The sequence below is a fragment of the Rathayibacter sp. VKM Ac-2857 genome, from assembly GCF_013205025.1.
Taxonomy (GTDB): Bacteria; Actinomycetota; Actinomycetes; order Actinomycetales; family Microbacteriaceae; genus Rathayibacter.
The window spans coordinates 140,218-157,759 of sequence record NZ_JABMLE010000005.1; the positions used below are offsets into that span (position 1 = coordinate 140,218).

Sequence of the window (17,542 nt, forward strand, 5' to 3'; positions counted from 1 at the left end):
TCCGATGATCAGCGGGAGGACGACGCTCATCGCTCATCTGGGCTACCCCACGGACACCTTCACCTCGCCCTCGATCTGCAATCCCTGGTTCGAGAGGAACGGATTCGATGCGGCCGTCATTCCGATGTCGGCCAAGGCGGTGGGCTATCCGGACCTGTTCCGATCGCTGTTCACCCTGACCAATCTCCGTGGGGCGCTCGTCACCATGCCTCACAAGGTCACGACCATGGATCTCGTCGACGAGGTCAGCCCTGCCGCCGCGATCGCCGGTGCGACCAACGCCGTCGTCAGGCGGGAGGACGGCTCGCTCCTGGCCGACCAGTTCGACGGTGCCGGTTTCGTCCGCGCACTCGTCAAGAAAGGGTTCGTCCCCCACGGCACGCGCGTGATGATCATCGGCACGGGCGGAGTGGGATCGGCCATCGCCGCGTCTCTGGCGGGGGCCCGGGTCGGCGAGATCGGACTCGTAAATCGCAGCAGCGCCTCGGCGGAGGCTCTCGCCCAGCGTCTCCGCCACTACTACCCGGAGGTGGCGACCGGCCTCGGATCGCGGGACCCCCGCGGGTACGAACTGATCGTGAACGCGACCTCGCTGGGGCTGCGGGCGGGCGACCCGCTGCCCGTCGATCTCGACGGCGTCGACAGTGGGACCTACGTGGCGGACGCGGTCAACACGACTGCACTGACTCCGTTCCTGGCGGCAGCGCTCGAGAGAGGCTGCACAATCCAGGTCGGCGCCGACATGCTGTACGAGATGGTCCCGGCGTACCTGGCCTTCTTCGGATTCGAGGGTGCCACGGCCGAAGAGCTGCGCTAGCTGTAGTTCCTCGGGACGTTGTGAACGGGTGACGTAGAAGAAGACCTCCGGGACGATGTGGGTTACCACACATGCATCGTCACCGGAGGTCTTCGTGACTCACGCTAATGCCCCCGTCACGCCTGCTGGCAGGGAACGTCTGGCTCGGCTGATCGTTATCGACGGCTGGCCGGTGCGCCGGGCGGCGGAGAGGTTCCAGTGCTCACCGGCGACCGCCGCGAAGTGGGCGGAAAGATACCGATCCGGTCTGCCGATGACCGACAGGTCGTCCCGGCCTCTGACCAGCCCAAACCGGCTTGCGACTCGCCTCGAGCGGCGCATCATCGGTCTGCGTTTCACGCTTGGTTGAGGTCCGCAAAGGATCTCGTTCCATCTTGGAGTTCCTCGATCAACGGTCGGTAGGGTGCTCACCTGCTTCCGAATGCCGCTGCTCGTGCACCTGGACCGCGCCACCGGACTGCCAGTGCGACGACCCGTTCCCGTGCGTTACGAGAAGGCCCGGGCGGGCGAGCTGGTGCACATGGATATCTAGAAACTCGGTCGAATCCCCGAGGGCGGCGGGTGGAGAGCACACGGCCGAGGATCAGCGCAGGACCGCAGCTCTCACGTCAGCAGAACCCGTGCCAAACGAGCCGGAGCGGTCGTCTCCCGCGGCTTCCGCTATCTGCACCACGTGGTCGATGACCACTTAAGGCTGGCGTTCTCCGAGATCCGCGCCGACGAACGAACCGACACCGTGATCGAGTTCTGGCGCCGCGCGACCACGTTCTTCGCCGATGCCGGCATCACCATCGAGCAAGTCATGACCGACAACGGCCCCGCCTATCGATCTCACGCCTTCAACGCCGAGCTCGGCACGATCCGCCACCGCTTCACCCGCTCCTACCGGCCCCAGACCAACGGCAAGGTCGAGCGCTTCAACCGCACCCTCGCCGCCGAGTGGGCCTACGCCACCACCTACGACTCCGACGACGCCCGATCCGCCACCTACGCCGCTTGGCTCCATCACTACAATCACCACCGTCCCCATACCGGCATCGGCGGATCAACCCCCGCAGAACGCGTCCACAACCTCACGGGAAACTACATCTAGTGGACCCGTCACACGCCGACGTCCATCCCCTCGCCCGGCGTCGCGTCGGAGCGCGGATCACGAGTCGGCGTCGTTCGTCGAACCGCAGAGCTCAGGCGGGCAGCTTGTTGAGCGTGCGCACCTGCTTGTCGAACATCCGCGCGGGGACGAATCTGCGGAGTGCGGACACGGTCGCCGTGCGCCGGCTGCCGGCGTACCGGAGCCCCGGAGTCGTGTCGGTCGCGGCGGCGACGACCGCCTTCGCCACGACTGCAGGGTCGTCGCCGTCGCGTACGGCCCCCGCCATGTACTCCTCGAACACTTGACGCTGAGCACTGTAGGCGAGGAGCGGCTGCTGGCTCCGGAGGATGCTCGATGCGAAGGACGTCCTCGTCCACGCTGGCTCGACCAGGGCGACGCGGATCCCGAACTCGCGAAGCTCGTGGTCGAGAGACTCCGAGTAGCCCTCGATCGCATGCTTGGTCGCGGAGTAGGCGGCCATGTACGGCTGCGGGATGAGTCCGACGATCGAGGAGATGTTGACGATGCGCCCGCTCTTCTGCGCCCGCATGGTCGGCAGGACGGCGTTCGTCACCCGCATGACTCCCAGCACGTTGGTGTCGAACAGGGTCTGCACATGCTCGATGGAGGTCTCCTCGGCCGCGCCTGAGGAGCCGAGACCGGCGTTGTTCACGAGGACGTCGAGCCGGCCGTGGGCGGCGAGGAGCGAGGCGACTGTCGCGTCGACCGATTCGGCGCTCGTGACGTCCAGATCGAGGAATGTCACGCCCGCGACGTTGGGCGCGGTAGACGCCCGTCGGCTCGTCCCGACGACGGTGAATCCCTGTGCGACGAGTGCGAGCGCCGACTCTCGTCCGATGCCCGTCGATGCGCCAGTGACCAGAGCCACTCGCCCCTGTGCTGCCATGATGCGTCTCCTGCTTGTCGCGCTGCGGATCCCGTGGTCGGGCAGTCCGTCAACTGATACAACACGGTAACAGATAGTCCGACTACAGCAACACCGATGGCGTCTTTCTGCTTGGCAGTGGCGACACTGGAGTAGCATCGACGCCGACCAGAGGAGGTTCTCGCCATGGCGCGACCGCTGAGAGCCGACGCCGAGCGCAGCGTCCAGGCCATCCTCGAGGCGGCGGAGCGGGTCTTGGCCGCGGACCACTCCGCTCCCATCGAACAGATCGCCGCGGGAGCGGGCCTAACCCGCACGACCGTGCACCGCCGCTTCGCAAACCGACAGGCGATCGTCGACGCCCTCGCCATCCGGGCTAAACAGGAACTCGTGAGCGCCATCCGCGACGCCCACATGGATGAGGCTCCCGCCCTGGTGGCACTACATCGCATCTCCGAGTCGGTCCTCCGGGTCAAGGACAGGTGGCGCTTCACCCTCGGCGATCCGCTGGCCGTCTCGACGGCAGCGACCGAGATCTGGGCAGACATCAACGAGCGCACTCTCGAACTGCTCACGCGGGCCCGCGATGAGGGGCTCATTGAACCCTCGGTCGACCTCGCCTGGACCAGGCAGGTCTACTACGCCCTCCTCGCTCAAGCGATCGAGAAGACCGACCGATCACTCGGAGAGCAGGACCACGTGGCCCTCGCCTCCCTGGTCGTCGAGACCCTGCTGCGCGGCGCAAACCCCTATCGCTGATCCTCGACGCGCCTCGGCGTCGACATGTGTGGCGACGTTCCCCCAGTTGATGGCGCCGCGCCGTCTTTCAGAGAACGGTCGGGGTATACCACCGAGCAGTCAGCAGCAATGTGAGGCGCACAGCTCTTCTGTGCCCCGTGGTTCCCGTGTGGGCTGAGTGCTGGGATTCGACGATGTTAGGCCTTCTTGCCAGGAGGCGGACGACGCGTGAGGTCGTCCCATCCGTCCCCGTGCAGATCAGCTACCGGCTCACGAAATCCGGTGACGAACTCATCCGCATCCTTCATCCCCTGGTTCGGTGGGCGCACCGACACGAACCATCCGGTAAAGCTCACTGGTCGAAAGACGAGGGATACGCCTGACCGGAGCGGATGCGACCCTTCAGGGACGTTGGGGTGGCGTTGCGCGTCAGTAGTCCTTCGAGTCGACGTGGTCGGCAGCTGCCTGGATAATGGATGCGTGTCAGGAAACGAGACGGTACCCACGCTCCGGGAGCGACGCCAGGACGCGACCCGGAAGGACATCGTCCGTGCCGGGATCAAGGTGTTCACTCGACGTGGGTTCCAGGCCGCGACTGTGAACGAGATCGCTCAGGTCGCGGGGATCAGCCGCGCCACGTTCTACTTGTACTTCACTGGTGGCAAGGCGGAGTTGTCGGTCGAGATCGGCACCCAGGGTATTCAGGCCTATTCGGATGTCCTGTCCGAGCTCCCCGCGCTAGAGGATTTGGCACTGGCTGACGTGCGCGCGTGGATTGACCGGTTCGCGGTCGCGTGGAAGAAGTACAAGACGGCCAACTCGCTGGGCATGCGCAGCAGCGTCTCCTCTTCGGTCTTCTCGGATCAGGATCGCCGCATCGTCGATGAGAACTTGTCGCTGCTCGACTCGGTCATCGACCGGCACCCGGAGGCGGAGCGGGAGGCGGTGCGGGCTCGCTTCCTGGTTCTGCTGTTCCAGTTGGGCTACACGATGTTCGAGATGTTCGAGCGGAAGCTGAGCTTCGACAGCGATGCGATCCTCGACGCGCTCGCGGTGATGTGGCACCGGGAACTGGCCGACGCCTGGCGGCGGTGACCCGGGCGTTTTGCTCGGACGGGTCCGGAACGACGGAAGGACCTCCCGCGGCGCGGGGGAGCGGTGGCTCCACCCCGAGCAGGAGGTCCTTCCGTCGCCGGTTCGTCGAGTCGGTGGACTCGTTCGGTGCTGTGCGTCCTAGGTGAGGGTCGGGGCGGGAGCGCGCGTGTCGGGGTCTTCGACACCAGTCGCGAGTTCCTTCCGTCGCTGGAGTTCGTCGACGAGGTCGTTGAACATCGTCCGGTCGAGCTTGTAGAAGAGGAAGGGCACGGCGATGAGCAGTGTCAGGATTCCGGGCACCAGCGTCAACATCAGGGTGATCGCGTTGAGCACTTCAGGGGATTGTTCCGCGTTCGGTCGGTAGCCGGTGGAGGCGAGGAGGATCCCGAGCACGGCCGGGCCCGCCGCGCCGCCCCACTTCAGTGCGAGGGAGGTGAAGGCGTAGTTGAAGCCCTCGCTCCGCACACCGCTCTTCACCTCGCCGTACTCGACGGTGTCGGGGACCATTCCGAAGATCATCGCGCTGAAGACGCCCTGTCCGATGCCGGCGAGTCCGCCGAAGACGAAGAAGAGGGTGAGATCGGAGGCGACGACGTACATGGCGCTGAAGAACACCGCCTGGATGATGCAGGACAGCACGAGGACGCGTGACTTGTTGCCGCTGGGGAAGAGCTTGAGCAGGAGCGGTGCGATGATCGCGCCGATGACGGACGCGCCGGTGGCGACGAGGTTGAAGGTGCCGAAGACCGAGACGTCGCCGATGTTGTACTGGAAGTAGTAGGCCATGATCGCGATCCGCCCGTAGCCGATGAAGCCGAGCAGGAAGAAGCCGATGACCACCAGCTGCAGCGGCCGGTTGCCGCCGACGGACTTCCACAGCTGCCGCATCTTCGGTTGCGCCGTCTCGACGGGCTGCACGACCTCCTTGGTCGAGAAGAAGCTGATCAGGAACAGGACGACCGTCACGCCGCCGATGATGGGCACCGTGATCGCGTAGCCGCGTGCGGAGTCGCCGGAGGGGCCGGAGAAGAAGCTGAGCATCGGGAAGATGATGAAGCCGATGATCGTGGAGCCCAGGCTCGCCGCGACCATGCGGTAGCTGGCGAACCTGAGGCGGTCGTCGGTGTTCTGGGAGACGACCGCGCCGAGGGCGCCGTAGGGCATGTTGACGGCGGTGGAGGCGATGGCGGCGATGGCGAAGGTGATTACCGCGTAGAGGATCTTCGCCGGCTCGGACCAGTCGGGGTGAGCCCAGAACGTCAGCGTCATCGCCAGGGCCATGACGATCGGGGCGAAGAGGATCCACGGGCGGTACCGGCCCCAGCGGCTGCGGGTCCTGTCGGCCATGCTGCCGACGATCGGATCGACGACGGCGTCGGTGAGCCGGATCAGCAAAACGAAGACGCTGACGACGGCGGCGGGGATCAGGAACACGTCGGTGTAGAAGACGAGCAGCAGTGCGCTGACGATGTACCAGGAGAAGTTGTAGGCGAAGTCGCCGGTCGCGTAGCCGGCTTTGCGCCAGAACGAGGCGCGGACGGTGCGGAGGTCGTCGACGGCGGATGCGGATGCGGTCACGGACATGTGGTGCCTTTCTACGTTGAAGAGGCATCGACTCGAGGGCGAGTCGTCTGCTGGTGCTGCCGGAGGGTGCGCCGACCACGAGAGGGAGCGCGTCACCCCGCCTCGCCGGATCGCAGGTCGGGACGGCGCGCGGAGATGTCGGGAGAGCGTCGATGGCTGCGCAGGTGCGACGTCTCGAGGCGGCGCGGGTCGTGTCGGATGGAGCTCACCACCGAGGGGTGCACGAGCGAGCTCTCCGGTGTCGGCTGCCGCGACTGCGACGAGCCTGTCGACCGCGGCGAGGGCGACTCTCATGAAGTCGTCGTCAGCGGCATTGCTGGGGTGGTTGACGGTAGAGCAGTTAATAGACGACTGTCAATAACAATATGCATGGTAATTTCTTGGACGGGCGCCTAACGTGGCCTTCGAGATCGGGTTGTCGTTGCGGGTGTCAAAAGCGTGAGTAGATCGGCACATGTCCCGCGCAGTGGCGCCCGCCCGGCCCGTCTCACCATGCGTGAAGATCCGCGCGGTGCGTCACCGCGCGCTTCTTCGATGCGCTCAGCCCTTCGGAGCAAGCTGTTTCAGCGGCGGACGGTTTTGCCAGGGAATCTACGAACGTCTCGTCACTTGACACGTGTCTAATCTCGTACGTAGAGTGCTCACACGCCGAGACGAACCATCGTCTCGACCCGTGTCCAAGGAGGTACACATGTCTGCTGCATCGTCAGCCACGCCCCTGTCCGACCTGCGATCCGTCAAGAACGGATTCACGCTCGCCGGGAAGAAGGCCCTCATCACGGGCGCCGCGGGAGGCATCGGCCGCACCACGGCCGCGGCCTTCGCGGAGCTCGGTGCCGACATCGCGATCATCGACATCGCCCCCCGCCTCGAGGAGGCGCAGAAGGTCGCCGACCAGCTCGCAGAGCGTTACGGCGTGAACGCGATCGCGGTCGCCTGCGACGTGTCCGACTCGGCCGGAGTCGAGAAGACCATCGCCCACGTCACGCGCACTCTCGGCGGTCTGGACATCGTCCACAGCAACGCCGGGATCGTCAGCATGAATGACAGCCCCGACATGCCGATCGAGGAGTGGGAGCGTGTGCTCAGGGTCAACCTGAACGGTATGTTCCTGATCAACCGCACCGCCGCTGCCGCCATGAAGGCCGCCGGCACCCGGGGATCGATCATCAACACCTGCTCGATGTCGGGCTCGATCGTCAACCGGCCCCCGGAGGGACGTCGCCACGGCATCGCCTACTCGACGTCGAAGGCCGGAGTCCGCCACCTGACCAAGGCGATGGCCGCGGACTACGCCCTGGCGGGGATCCGCGTGAACTCTGTCAGCCCCGGAGTGATGCTCTCGGGCATCCACGACGAGTTCCTCGCGGCGTCGAACACGACCAACGAGCAGTTCAACGCCGCGGCGCTGCATGAGCCGTTCTCCGTGCCCATGGGCCGCTTCGGCGACATGAACGAGATCGGCGGGATCGTGGCGTTCCTCGCCACCGACCTCGCGTCCTACATCACCGGCGCCGACATCCTCGTCGACGGCGGAACGACCATCTGGTGACCCTCCCCCTCATCTCATCGCGGTCGCCTCGCGGCGCCGGAAAGGACAGCACCATGACCACCATCGACGTCACGGGCACGCCCGTCGACCAGGAGCTCGTGCGCCGGCTCGAAGACAAGGCCATCACGATCCGCAAGCAGATCGTGCTCTCCTCGCACCTGATCGGAGTCGTCCACCTGGGCGGCCCGCTCTCCGCGACGGATGTCGCGGTCGCGCTCTACTACGAGTTCCTCGGCTTCGACCCGCAGAACCTCGACGACCCCGACCGGAACAAGTTCATCCTGAGCAAGGGGCACAACGGCGTCCTGCTCTACAACATCCTCGCCGACAGCGGTCTCTACGACTGGGACGAGCTGTTCGGCGGGTACAACAAGCCGGACCACCCGTTCGGCATGCACCCGAACCGGCAGCACATCCGCGGCATCGAGGCCTCCACCGGCTCGCTCGGTCACGGCATGTCGCTGGCTACCGGCCTCGCGCTGGCGAACCGGGTCGACAAGCGCACCTCGCGGATCTTCGTGATGACCGGCGACGGCGAGATGGAGGAGGGCTCGAACTGGGAGGCGGCGATGTACGCCGGATCCCACCACCTCAGCAACCTCGTGCTGATCATCGACTTCAACAAGGCCACCGGCATGTTCCACCACGGCGAGAACATCGTCGTCGACTTCGCGAAGGCCTTCGAGGCCTTCGGGTGGGACGTCATCGAGATCGACGGCAACGACATGGAGCAGGTCGTCGCGGCCTTCCAGTCGCTGCCCCCCGTCGACTTCTCCGTCAAGGCCAACCCCACGGTGATCGTCTCGCACACCGTCAAGGGTTCCGGCGTCGATTTCATGTCCGGGAGCCCGAAGTGGCACCTGGGCAGCATCGACGACAAGAACCTGGAGCAGGCGATCGCCTCCATCGAGAGCACCCGGAAGGCGCGGAACTGATCATGGCTGGATTCACCTTCAACACCGACGACATGGTGAAGCTCGAGAGCGCTCGAGACCTCGTCCCGAAGTACCTCCTCGAGCTGATGGAAACCGACGACCGCATCATCATGCTCGACGTCGACGCCACCGCCGAGGGCAGCCCCCGCAGCATCGGGGCGAAGAAGTGGCCGGACCGCGTCATCGACGTCGGCATCGCCGAGCAGAACGTCGTCGGCATCGCCGCCGGCTACGCCCTCGCGGGGAAGATGCCGTTCGCCAACGCGTTCGGACCGTTCCTCTCCCTCCGCGCGGTCGACCAGATCCACGCCGACGTCGCCTACAACGATGTGCCCGTGCGGCTGATCGCCACGCACGGCGGCACGACGTCCGGAGGAGGACCGACGCACTACGCGATCGCCGACTTCGCGATCATGAACGCGATCCCCAACATGACCGTCGTCGCCCCGGCCGACGCCGCTCAGGCCGTGAAGCTCATCAAGGCCTCGCTGGACTACCCGGGACCGATCTTCATGCGCGTCGCCCGCGGCGCCGAGCCGGCCGTGTACCCGGAGGGCGAGGACTACGAGTACGTCATCGGCAAGTCGATCCAGGTCCGCGAGGGCACCGATGTGACCATCATCGGCGCCGGCGTGGGCGTGTGGCTCGGACTGCAGGCCTCCCTCGCTCTCGAGGAGGAGGGGATCTCCGTGCGCGTCATCGACATGCACACCATCAAGCCGCTGGACCGCGACGCGGTCGTCCGCGCCGCCGTCGAGACCGGAGCGATCCTGACCGTCGAGGATCACAACACCCTCGGCGGCCTCGGCACCCTGGTCGCCGCGGCGGTGGCCGAGGGCGGTGCCAGCGCGCGGATCAAGAAGCTCGGCGTGCCCGACGAGTTCGCCGTGCTCGGCTACCCCGAGACGATCTACCCGCACTACGGCTACGACGTCGCCGGTGTGACCGCCTCGGCGCGCGAACTGGTGCACGCGAAAGCCCCGGCCTGATCGCCGCGGCACACGAACTGGTGCACGTGAGGGCTTCGGCCTGATCGTGCATCACCGGGCTCGGTGGAAGTGCACCTCCGCCGAGCCCACCTCCATGCCTGGAACACAAAGGGACGCGTGACATGAAGATCGGAATCCTCACCTCCGGCGGCGACTGCCCGGGACTGAACGCCGTCATCCGCGGCGCCGTCCTCGCCGGTGACCGCGTCCACGGAACCGAGTTCGTCGGCATCCGCGACGGCTGGCGAGGCCTCGTCGAGGACGACTTCCTCCCCGTCGACCTCACGACGGTCCGCGGTCTCAGCAAGCAGGGCGGCACCATCCTCGGCTCCTCCCGCACCAACCCCTACCTCGGCGCCTGGGGCGGCCCGACGAACATCGCCCGCACCATGGAGCGACGCGGCATCGACGCGGTCATCGCCATCGGCGGCGAAGGAACACTGACAGCGGCCCGTCGTCTCTCCGACGACGGCATCCACATCGTCGGCGTCCCCAAGACCATCGACAACGACATCGCGGCGACCGACTACTCCTTCGGGTTCGACACGGCCGTGCACATCGCCACCGAGGCCATCGACCGCATCCGCACCACGGCCGACTCCCACGGGCGGTGCATGGTCGTCGAGGTCATGGGACGCCACGTCGGCTGGATCGCACTGCACTCCGGAATGGCCTCCGGCGCTCACGCGATCCTCATCCCCGAGCAGCCCCGCACCCTCGACGAGATCACCGACTACGTCCGCCAGGTCACCAACCGAGGACGCGCCGCCGTCATCGTCGTCGCAGAAGGCTTCCGCCTGCAGGGGATGCCGGCAGCGCACTCCCACAAGGGACTCGACGCCTTCGACCGGCCGCGCCTCGGAGGCATCGCCGAGCTCCTCGCCCCCGAGATCGAGAAGAGGACCGGGATCGAGTCCCGCTCCACCGTCCTCGGGCACATGCAGCGCGGCGGCGTCCCCACCGCCTACGACCGAGTCCTCGCCACCCGCCTTGGAATGGCCGCCGTGAACGCCGTCCACGATCAGCAGTGGGGCTCGATGGTCGCGCTCGAGGGCACCCGGATCGTCACCCGATCCATCGCGGAGGCGGTCCACTCCCTCAACACCGTTCCGGAGGACCGCTACCACGAAGCCGCCCTCCTCTTCGGCTGACGACCCCTTCCACACGACACCCACGACGACATCCGAGGAGAAACCATGCCCGTCGCCACCCCGGAGCAGTACGCCGACATGCTCGACCGAGCGAAGTCACGCGGCTTCGCCTACCCCGCGATCAACGTCTCGTCATCGCAGACGATCAACGCCGTCCTGCAGGGCCTGACCGACGCCGGATCCGACGGGATCATCCAGGTCACCACCGGCGGCGCCGACTACTTCGCCGGCCACTCCGTGAAGAACCGTGCCGCGGGAGCCATCGCCTTCGCCCGCTTCGCCACCGAGGTGGCGATGAACTACCCCGTGACCGTCGCCCTGCACACCGACCACTGCCCGAAAGACGCCCTCGACGGTTTCGTCCTCCCCCTGATCGCCGCCTCCGAGGAGGAGATCCAAGCCGGCCGCGGACCCCTCTTCCAGTCGCACATGTGGGACGGCTCCGCAGTGCCGCTCGAGGAGAACATCACGATCGCCCAGAACCTCCTCGCACGCACCCGAGCGATCAACGCGATCCTCGAAGTCGAGATCGGCGTGGTCGGAGGCGAGGAGGACGGCGTGAAACACGAGGGGACGAACGACGCCCTCTACACGACCCTCGGCGACGTCACCCGCGCCGTCGAAGCCCTCGGCCTCGGCGAGAACGGCCGCTACCTCGCCGCACTCACCTTCGGCAACGTGCACGGCGTCTACAAGCCCGGCAACGTCACGCTCCGCCCCGAACTCCTCGGTGAGGTCCAGCACGGCATCCAGGAGAAGTTCGGCACCGCGGACACACCCCTCGACCTCGTGTTCCACGGCGGATCCGGCTCCTCGCCGCAGGAGATCTCCACCGGCGTCTCCAACGGAGTCGTCAAGATGAACATCGACAGCGACACCCAGTACGCGTTCTCCCGCTCCGTCGCCGACACCGTCCTGACGAACTACGACGGATTCCTCAAAGTCGACGGCGAGGTCGGCGACAAGAAGGTCTACGACCCCCGCTCCTGGGGCCGGATCGCGGAAACCGCCATGGCCGCCCGCGTCGCCGACGCCGCACGCGCGCTCGGCTCCTCCGGACACTCACGCAGCTGAGTCCACCGGCGGCGCCCCTCGAGCACAGGTGCGCCGCGGTTCCGGCGCCGGCCGACCTGCACGACGCAGGAGAAATGTTCTGCCTCGTCCGTTCGGGTCGGAGGAGGCAGACGAAGGCCCGAGGAGAAGCGATCACTCCCTCCTCGGGCCGAGAAACCTCGTTCTCCCGGCCAGCCGCGGAGCACAGGGGTTCCGTGCAGCTCCCACCCTGTCGCTCCTCCCGACGAAAGGCAGCTCCTCATGCGCGAGATGTTCCAGCAAGAGCTGCGCGGAGTGCAGGAGGGCCTCGTTCAGATGTCCGAGCTCGTCACCACGGCCATCAGCAATGCCACGACGGCGCTCACCACGTCAGACCTCGCGCTTGCCGAGCAGGTCATCGCTGACGATCCCCGCATCGACGCGCTCGCGACAGGCTTGGACGAGCTGGCGCTCACGATCCTGGCCCGGCAGCAACCCGTCGCCCGTGACCTGCGCACCGTCGTGGTGGCCCTCCGAGTGAGCGCGTCCTTCGAACGGATGGGAGACATCGCCGAGCACATCGCGCAGCTCGCACGCCTCCGCTACCCCGACAGGGTGATACCGAAGAGCCTCCGACAGACCTTCACCGAAATGGGCCGGCTGGACATCGACATCTCCCAGAAGCTCCTGGTGCTCCTTCGAACGGAAGACATCGCTCTGGTCGAGGAGATGCGCGCCGACGACGACCGGATCGACGAGCTGCACGCGAGCGTCTTCGACACCGTCCTCGGGCGACGCTGGAAAGGCACCGCGGCCGACACCGTCAACGTTACGCTTGCCAGCCGATATCACGAGCGCTTCGCCGACCACGCCGTCTCGATCGCCCAGAAGGTGCAGTACCTCGCCACCGGCGAATGGACCAATCGCTAAAGGCCCAACCCTCTCTATGCAGCCGATATTCTGCGATCCGCCAAGGGGACGTCGGTCAGCAGTCAGTGCCCCCTGAACGCCGGAGCGCTTCTCGCGCTCGGTTCAATCGTCGATGACGCGTCGTATGAAGGCTGTCTTACGTCGGTTGTAGGCGCCTTGGTCCTGTCGGACCTCCGTGCAAGGCGATGCTTCAGCTCGGCGTACTCCGCGGCCGGGCCCGGGTCGCGGCGCAACGGGTTACGGAATCGCAGCTGCTGAGCTTTTTGCGGGGAGCCGGTGGCGTAGACGTGGATGTGGACTGCACGTGGGTGGTCTGCGGCGGGGGGCGGGTGAGACACGGTGGCCGGGCTCTCGCGAGCGGAGGACGAGTCCCAGCTATTCCAGTGCCGGCCGGTAGCCAGCCTCAATGTCCAAGTGACGTACGGAGAGGAGCAGATCGATCACGGGCTTGGCGTCGAGTCCGGGAACGGCAGTGGAGCCAATGTGCTCGACACGCGGAGACGAATAGTCGAGCGCGCGCTCAATGCATCCGACCCATCGAGCGGCGTCGACGGCTCAATTCGGTGACCAGGGAACGACGACCGCCGGCTCACCGCCAGGCCGATCGAACCACTCGACCTCCGGAGAAGCCGCCAACTCCTGGGAACGATCCTCCGCGGCCATGCGGGGCACCGCACGTCGCGAGGAAGCGCTCTAATAGCCGGGCGTCGAGCGTTCCGTGACCGTGGCTGTTCAGTAGAGGATCATGTCGCGGGTCGCCTCCAGCGCGGCGCTCATCGGCATGCCGACCCGGGCGGTCTACAGTGCGGCGAAGACCGCAGTCCTCGGACTGACGAGGTCGGTCGCGCTCGAATATGCGAAGCAGGGCGTTCGAGTCAACGCGATCGCGCCCGGCGCCATCCTGACGCCGCTGATCCAGGCGCGCCTCGACGAGAACCCCCAGATCATGGAGCAGGTACCAGCTGGTGCTGATCGTCGGCCTCGGTGTTCCCCTCGCCGTGGTCGGGACCCGCAGTCCGGAAGGTTCTCTGGATCGCTCTGATACCGGCATCGACATCGACCGTGGCCTCAACCAGCTGACGGCGCCCCGAAACGTCGTCGCCGAGATCAGCTGGGACGCGAGTACCGCCTTCGACCTCGATCTTTATCTCGGTGCCGCATGAGGGGTCAGAGCCGCTGACCGATCTGCAGAGCTGAATCTCCATGGTCAAGGCTCATGGCCGATAGATCGACCACTCCGCGTTGGGCAGCTCTCGCAGCTCGTGCACCACGTATCTGCCAACCGGACAGTGTCCGCTGCTGTGGGCGCAGAGAGCACCCGATTCGGGCGGATGACCTGACAGCTGCTTAGACGTAGTCCAGGCCATACAGGTCGTCGTAGTCGTGCTCCGCAGACATGTCGTGCGCGATCACGCGAAGTGGTGCTTCGTCGTGCTGCTCGAGCACCACCGTGCTGGTCGGCGTGACCAGCACTTCAACCTGACCGCCGAGGATCGTCCGCAGCGAGAGGAACGCGGGCGCTGCGCGGACGGCGTCAAGAACAGCCTGCTTCGTCTGCTCCATCGTCGCATCCGCGGCGAGGAGGTACGTCCTACCCGACATCATCACGTGCAACATGGTTTCCCCATTCGTGCCCGGCTTTGCTGGAACGGTAGCCGGCATGGTCAGGTTATGGAGCGCGGCCTAACGGGGGACCGTGTTGACTCGGCGACGTTCGTCGAGTACTGCTTATGCCACACTACAAGTGTGGGACAGCTGATCTACGGACCGGGAACCGTCTACGAGATGGACGACCGCACCCTCGCGCACGTGAAGCTCGCTTTGACCGCGAAGCTGCGTCGGCAGGAGAGCTTCCTGCTGTCCTGGCCAATCGGCGTTGACCAGGGCTCCGGACGCGCCTCACTATGGATCGCCCCGTCCATCCCGCTGCAGTTCCGCTTCTCCGGAGGCCGCCCCCCCACCATCAACAAGCCCTGGGTCGTCGCCATGCTCGAAACCTCCCACAACGATCGCGGGCTGGTCATCCTGCCCGAGGCCGAAATCGAACGCGTGACTTCAAGCGCCAGCGACCCAACCGCCTGACAGCGCATCCACGCAGGACCACCGCGCCATTAGTACGGGGTAACCCGCAGAATGCTCCTCCGCTGGGTGCCATTCGCTCCTCTGATGTCACGGAGGGGGATCGTCGGTTAGGCGTTCAGCTTCTGCTTGCCAGCCGGCTGAGCGTTCGTCGTCGACCACGCGAGGAGGATGGCCCCGCTCCGAATGCCGACTTTCGGGCACAATAAGGGATTGGCGGGCGCCTGCTTGTCGTGATGCAGGCTGGAGACGCCGATGGGAAAGCTGTTCTACGACGGATCTGTCGAGATCGACTTCGAGGACCGAGTGCTCGCGCACTTGCAGATCGTCGTCACCGCGAAGCTGCGCCGCAACGAGTCGTTCCTGCTCAGCTGGCGCGACGACCACAGCATGGGAGATGGCCGCAGCGCGATCTGGCTGCATCCCGCGGTCGGCCTGCGCTACAAGTACTTCGGCGGGCGGATGCCCCGCATCAACCCGGCCTGGGTCGCCGCGCTCACCGATCTCGCCAACTCCTCCGGCGGCCTCTACGTCATCGCCGAGCCCGACACCGAGTACGTCCGCACAGTCGACCGGGAGAGCCGCTGATGCGACGGCTCGACATCGTCTACAACGGGACGCCGTACACGGTGAGCGATCGTACTGTCGACGAGTTCCGGGCGGAGGTGGACGCCGCCCTCGCTTCAGCCACCCCGCAGTGGCTCACCGTGAACCACGGCGAGGGGCGCGTCAACTCTGCCCTGATTCTGATCACTCCGCACACGGCGCTGACCATCATCACGAACGAGTTCGATGATCCGAACGGTTCCGACGACGCGGAACAATGACGATCTCCGCCGGTCCAGCTCAGCGCCGTGTGGCGCGCGCGTATAGCGCTCCCATTTCTTGCCTCTCCTCTCTTCGACGCGCCTGATCCTCTGGGAATCGGTCGTACTTCTCCCCGATCGGCTACTCGCGTCGGAGTAACCCAGCTGACGACGTAGAACCCTTAGACCTCGGCTGACCTTCAGCAGAGCCAGAGGCCTGTGTTCTGCCACCCGCCTGCGATGACTGAGTCTCTTGCAGTCGAGCCGGGCGAGCGCAAGAGCATTCAGACGCGAGAGTTGCTGATTTAGCGTGGACGTATGAAGCAGCTCGTGCGGTCGGCGTTCGCAGCGTCGGATCCAGAGGAGGCGGCACCGGTGCTGCGTCCGTTCTTCCCTGGCGCGAAGCTCTCGCGCGCGCGGGATGGCGAGTTCCACTTCGATCTCGACGTGGTCGACGCCGAGGTGCTGAGCACGATCCGGTACCGCTTCAGGAGCCCCAACTCGTCGGGGATCAGTGACGGGACAGGCGTCGTCACGATCGGGCATCTCATCGGGGGAGGGCTGTCGATGTCGGCTGGGAAGACGGACATCGACACGAGTCGCCCGTTCTTGATCCCACCCCGTGCCTTCCAGGCCACCTGGGACGACGTGCATTTGGGCGGTGTGAACCTCGATCTGCGGGAGGTGGAGCGTTTCGCGTCGCAGCTCGCGGGGTCCGAGGCCTTCGTGTTCGCCTTCACCGGGATCGCTCCGGTCTCTGCAGTGTTGCAGCGGTTCTGGCGGGCGACGGTGCGCAGTTTGAACCGGGATCTTCTTCGCGACGACGAGGCGATGGCGTCGCCGTTGGTGCGAAGAGCGGTGTTCGAGCAGGTGGCCCTCGCCGCGCTGCGAGTCTTCCCCAACACGCTGATGGAGTTGCGCGACCCGCAGGTCTCGCGGGAGGGCGTCGGAGCGGCGGTGCGTCGCGGGATGACGTTCATTGATGAGCACCTGACGGAGCCGATCACCGTCGCGGACATCGCGGCGGCCTCGGGCCTCTCGGCCCGCGGGCTGACCGCCGCTTTCCGGCGCGAACTCGACACCACTCCGATGGCGGCCCTGCGCTCGGGGCGCCTCGCCGGCGCACACCGGCAGCTCGTGGCCTCTGACCCCGCCGCCGGAGACTCCGTCGCGTCAGTCGCCCATCGCTGGGGTTTCAGCAACGCGGGCCGTTTCGCGGCCCTGCATCGTTCGGAGTTCGGCACCGACCCTGGCAGCGTTCTACGCGGCTGAGGGATCAGATCGCTGCAGACCGGGGTCGGTTTGGGCAGAACGCGTCGCTTCGGGGAGGAAGTGGAAGTCATCCGCTACGGGGGGCTCCCACTCCCACGCGGTGACCTCGTCGACGCTGTGGTCTTCCGTTTGGAAGCGGACTCCGAACTGCGGACCCATCAACACCGACACCTCCCCGTACCCGTGCGTGCGGAAGGTGATGAACGCGGGCGGTCCAGCCGCCGCCTGGAGGATCTCCTCCTTCAGCGCGGGGATGTCGACGTCCTCGTGGAGGTAGAAGAACTGACCATCGATTCGTATTTTCGTCACTTGCATGTCTTCAGTCTCACTAGGAGATAAGTGCTGTCGACGACGGGCGCCGTTACTGGCCGACCAGTGCCGTTCCGGTGCATCGCCGGCCCATGTGCGGTCAGGGCGACGCCTCCTTGCCGCGGTCACCGCTCGCATCTGCTCGGCGAGCATGGGGTTCAGGACTGCGCGAGAGTACTGCGAACGAGTACGGCCCTCACCAAGGCAAGAAGACGTCACTCGAGGACTGCCGCCGACGTTCAACTCGGCGGTCGCGCCGACGTCGGGGAGAGAC

The 17,542-nt window shown here is 66.1% G+C and carries 22 protein-coding genes and 1 pseudogene; 17 read left to right on the forward strand and 6 right to left on the reverse strand.

The genetic code is table 11. The annotated features are described in order from the left end of the window. Window positions 1–4 precede the first annotated feature (4 nt). Together HQQ86_RS20655 and HQQ86_RS20660 are read left to right on the forward strand one after the other, a co-directional pair. On the forward strand, window positions 5–817 hold the full coding sequence (locus HQQ86_RS20655) for a shikimate dehydrogenase (protein WP_173290685.1): 813 nt from the start codon (window positions 5–7) through the stop codon (window positions 815–817). Between the two features lie 94 nt (window positions 818–911). Beyond that, window positions 912–1,910 (forward strand): annotated as a pseudogene (locus HQQ86_RS20660) (IS481 family transposase). Between the two features lie 91 nt (window positions 1,911–2,001). On the opposite strand, the gene HQQ86_RS20665 reads toward HQQ86_RS20660, so the two are convergent. Then, entirely contained in the window at window positions 2,002–2,817 is an 816-nt protein-coding gene (locus HQQ86_RS20665) for an oxidoreductase (RefSeq protein WP_173290687.1), read from the reverse strand. A gap of 165 nt (window positions 2,818–2,982) precedes the next feature. Here HQQ86_RS20665 and HQQ86_RS20670 point away from each other — a divergent pair, with 165 nt between their 5' ends. The 3 genes from HQQ86_RS20670 to HQQ86_RS20680 all read left to right on the forward strand — a co-directional run bounded on the left by HQQ86_RS20670 (window position 2,983) and on the right by HQQ86_RS20680 (window position 4,629). Then, window positions 2,983–3,555 carry a TetR/AcrR family transcriptional regulator gene (locus tag HQQ86_RS20670; protein ID WP_173290689.1) on the forward strand — a complete coding sequence of 191 codons (573 nt, stop codon included), beginning with the start codon at window positions 2,983–2,985 and terminating at the stop codon, window positions 3,553–3,555. 173 nt (window positions 3,556–3,728) lie between these two features. Continuing rightward, window positions 3,729–3,917, forward strand: a complete 189-nt coding sequence (locus HQQ86_RS20675) for a helix-turn-helix domain-containing protein (protein WP_173290772.1) — start codon at window positions 3,729–3,731, stop codon at window positions 3,915–3,917. Between the two features lie 97 nt (window positions 3,918–4,014). Beyond that, complete coding sequence (locus HQQ86_RS20680; RefSeq protein WP_173290691.1) at window positions 4,015–4,629, forward strand: TetR/AcrR family transcriptional regulator; 615 nt, start codon at window positions 4,015–4,017, stop codon at window positions 4,627–4,629. Between the two features lie 138 nt (window positions 4,630–4,767). Here the strand turns inward: HQQ86_RS20680 and HQQ86_RS20685 are convergent, their stop codons facing one another. Continuing rightward, window positions 4,768–6,207 carry an MFS transporter gene (locus HQQ86_RS20685; RefSeq protein ID WP_173290692.1) on the reverse strand — a complete coding sequence of 480 codons (1,440 nt, stop codon included), beginning with the start codon at window positions 6,205–6,207 and terminating at the stop codon, window positions 4,768–4,770. A 697-nt stretch (window positions 6,208–6,904) separates the two neighbouring features. Between HQQ86_RS20685 and HQQ86_RS20690 the strand changes: the two genes are divergently transcribed. From HQQ86_RS20690 to phoU, 6 genes are all read left to right on the forward strand, one after another. After that, window positions 6,905–7,765, forward strand: a complete 861-nt coding sequence (locus HQQ86_RS20690) for an SDR family NAD(P)-dependent oxidoreductase (RefSeq protein WP_173290694.1) — start codon at window positions 6,905–6,907, stop codon at window positions 7,763–7,765. Window positions 7,766–7,818: 53 nt separating this feature from the next. Continuing rightward, window positions 7,819–8,700: a transketolase gene (locus HQQ86_RS20695; protein ID WP_173290696.1), complete on the forward strand. Its 882-nt coding sequence runs from the start codon at window positions 7,819–7,821 to the stop codon at window positions 8,698–8,700. Window positions 8,701–8,702: 2 nt separating this feature from the next. Beyond that, window positions 8,703–9,689, forward strand: coding sequence for a transketolase family protein (locus HQQ86_RS20700; protein WP_173290698.1), 987 nt, complete (start codon window positions 8,703–8,705; stop codon window positions 9,687–9,689). A 122-nt stretch (window positions 9,690–9,811) separates the two neighbouring features. Continuing rightward, window positions 9,812–10,840: a 6-phosphofructokinase gene (locus HQQ86_RS20705; protein WP_173290700.1), complete on the forward strand. Its 1,029-nt coding sequence runs from the start codon at window positions 9,812–9,814 to the stop codon at window positions 10,838–10,840. Between the two features lie 45 nt (window positions 10,841–10,885). Next, window positions 10,886–11,914 carry a class II fructose-bisphosphate aldolase gene (gene fbaA / locus HQQ86_RS20710; protein WP_173290702.1) on the forward strand — a complete coding sequence of 343 codons (1,029 nt, stop codon included), beginning with the start codon at window positions 10,886–10,888 and terminating at the stop codon, window positions 11,912–11,914. A gap of 240 nt (window positions 11,915–12,154) precedes the next feature. Further along, the gene (phoU, locus tag HQQ86_RS20715; protein WP_173290704.1) at window positions 12,155–12,802 is read left to right on the forward strand and encodes a phosphate signaling complex protein PhoU; all 648 of its coding nucleotides are present in this window, start codon (window positions 12,155–12,157) and stop codon (window positions 12,800–12,802) included. 62 nt (window positions 12,803–12,864) lie between these two features. Here the strand turns inward: phoU and HQQ86_RS22255 are convergent, their stop codons facing one another. After that, a complete protein-coding gene (locus HQQ86_RS22255; protein WP_173290706.1) occupies window positions 12,865–13,140 on the reverse strand; it encodes a GrpB family protein in 276 nt (91 codons plus the stop codon). 37 nt (window positions 13,141–13,177) lie between these two features. Continuing rightward, window positions 13,178–13,327, reverse strand: coding sequence for a GrpB family protein (locus HQQ86_RS20725; RefSeq protein WP_173290774.1), 150 nt, complete (start codon window positions 13,325–13,327; stop codon window positions 13,178–13,180). Window positions 13,328–13,547: 220 nt separating this feature from the next. On the opposite strand from HQQ86_RS20725, the gene HQQ86_RS22260 reads away from it, so the two are divergent. Both HQQ86_RS22260 and HQQ86_RS20735 read left to right on the forward strand, forming a co-directional pair. Further along, complete coding sequence (locus HQQ86_RS22260) at window positions 13,548–13,844, forward strand: SDR family oxidoreductase (protein ID WP_173290708.1); 297 nt, start codon at window positions 13,548–13,550, stop codon at window positions 13,842–13,844. Continuing rightward, on the forward strand, window positions 13,768–13,965 hold the full coding sequence (locus tag HQQ86_RS20735; protein ID WP_173290476.1) for a hypothetical protein: 198 nt from the start codon (window positions 13,768–13,770) through the stop codon (window positions 13,963–13,965). Before HQQ86_RS22260 ends, HQQ86_RS20735 begins: the two co-directional genes overlap by 77 nt. A 184-nt stretch (window positions 13,966–14,149) precedes the next feature. Here HQQ86_RS20735 and HQQ86_RS20740 read toward each other — a convergent pair whose 3' ends face one another. Beyond that, window positions 14,150–14,365 carry a hypothetical protein gene (locus tag HQQ86_RS20740; RefSeq protein ID WP_173290710.1) on the reverse strand — a complete coding sequence of 72 codons (216 nt, stop codon included), beginning with the start codon at window positions 14,363–14,365 and terminating at the stop codon, window positions 14,150–14,152. A 183-nt stretch (window positions 14,366–14,548) separates the two neighbouring features. On the opposite strand from HQQ86_RS20740, the gene HQQ86_RS20745 reads away from it, so the two are divergent. The 4 genes from HQQ86_RS20745 to HQQ86_RS20760 all read left to right on the forward strand — a co-directional run bounded on the left by HQQ86_RS20745 (window position 14,549) and on the right by HQQ86_RS20760 (window position 16,959). Next, window positions 14,549–14,884 (forward strand): hypothetical protein, encoded by a 336-nt coding sequence (locus tag HQQ86_RS20745; RefSeq protein WP_173290712.1) that lies wholly within the window; start codon window positions 14,549–14,551, stop codon window positions 14,882–14,884. A gap of 252 nt (window positions 14,885–15,136) precedes the next feature. Continuing rightward, the gene (locus tag HQQ86_RS20750; RefSeq protein WP_173290714.1) at window positions 15,137–15,469 is read left to right on the forward strand and encodes an ATP-dependent DNA ligase; all 333 of its coding nucleotides are present in this window, start codon (window positions 15,137–15,139) and stop codon (window positions 15,467–15,469) included. Next, entirely contained in the window at window positions 15,469–15,708 is a 240-nt protein-coding gene (locus HQQ86_RS20755) for a hypothetical protein (RefSeq protein WP_173290716.1), read from the forward strand. Before HQQ86_RS20750 ends, HQQ86_RS20755 begins: the two co-directional genes overlap by 1 nt. Before the next feature lie 297 nt (window positions 15,709–16,005). Further along, entirely contained in the window at window positions 16,006–16,959 is a 954-nt protein-coding gene (locus HQQ86_RS20760) for an AraC family transcriptional regulator (protein ID WP_173290718.1), read from the forward strand. Here HQQ86_RS20760 and HQQ86_RS20765 read toward each other — a convergent pair. Further along, entirely contained in the window at window positions 16,948–17,274 is a 327-nt protein-coding gene (locus tag HQQ86_RS20765; RefSeq protein WP_173290720.1) for a hypothetical protein, read from the reverse strand. The genes HQQ86_RS20760 and HQQ86_RS20765 overlap by 12 nt on opposite strands. Window positions 17,275–17,542 lie beyond the last annotated feature (268 nt).

Bases quoted from the DNA above. Each gene is read 5' to 3' on its own strand.
- HQQ86_RS20655 (WP_173290685.1), top strand. From the start codon at position 5: ATGATCAGCGGGAGGACGACGCTCATCGCTCATCTGGGCTACCCCACG.
- HQQ86_RS20665 (WP_173290687.1), bottom strand. From the start codon at position 2,817: ATGGCAGCACAGGGGCGAGTGGCTCTGGTCACTGGCGCATCGACGGGC.
- HQQ86_RS20670 (WP_173290689.1), top strand. From the start codon at position 2,983: ATGGCGCGACCGCTGAGAGCCGACGCCGAGCGCAGCGTCCAGGCCATC.
- HQQ86_RS20675 (WP_173290772.1), top strand. From the start codon at position 3,729: ATGTTAGGCCTTCTTGCCAGGAGGCGGACGACGCGTGAGGTCGTCCCA.
- HQQ86_RS20690 (WP_173290694.1), top strand. From the start codon at position 6,905: ATGTCTGCTGCATCGTCAGCCACGCCCCTGTCCGACCTGCGATCCGTC.
- HQQ86_RS20695 (WP_173290696.1), top strand. From the start codon at position 7,819: ATGACCACCATCGACGTCACGGGCACGCCCGTCGACCAGGAGCTCGTG.
- HQQ86_RS20700 (WP_173290698.1), top strand. From the start codon at position 8,703: ATGGCTGGATTCACCTTCAACACCGACGACATGGTGAAGCTCGAGAGC.
- HQQ86_RS20705 (WP_173290700.1), top strand. From the start codon at position 9,812: ATGAAGATCGGAATCCTCACCTCCGGCGGCGACTGCCCGGGACTGAAC.
- fbaA (WP_173290702.1), top strand. From the start codon at position 10,886: ATGCCCGTCGCCACCCCGGAGCAGTACGCCGACATGCTCGACCGAGCG.
- phoU (WP_173290704.1), top strand. From the start codon at position 12,155: ATGCGCGAGATGTTCCAGCAAGAGCTGCGCGGAGTGCAGGAGGGCCTC.
- HQQ86_RS22260 (WP_173290708.1), top strand. From the start codon at position 13,548: ATGTCGCGGGTCGCCTCCAGCGCGGCGCTCATCGGCATGCCGACCCGG.
- HQQ86_RS20740 (WP_173290710.1), bottom strand. From the start codon at position 14,365: ATGGAGCAGACGAAGCAGGCTGTTCTTGACGCCGTCCGCGCAGCGCCC.
- HQQ86_RS20750 (WP_173290714.1), top strand. From the start codon at position 15,137: ATGGGAAAGCTGTTCTACGACGGATCTGTCGAGATCGACTTCGAGGAC.
- HQQ86_RS20755 (WP_173290716.1), top strand. From the start codon at position 15,469: ATGCGACGGCTCGACATCGTCTACAACGGGACGCCGTACACGGTGAGC.
- HQQ86_RS20760 (WP_173290718.1), top strand. From the start codon at position 16,006: ATGAAGCAGCTCGTGCGGTCGGCGTTCGCAGCGTCGGATCCAGAGGAG.
- HQQ86_RS20765 (WP_173290720.1), bottom strand. From the start codon at position 17,274: ATGCAAGTGACGAAAATACGAATCGATGGTCAGTTCTTCTACCTCCAC.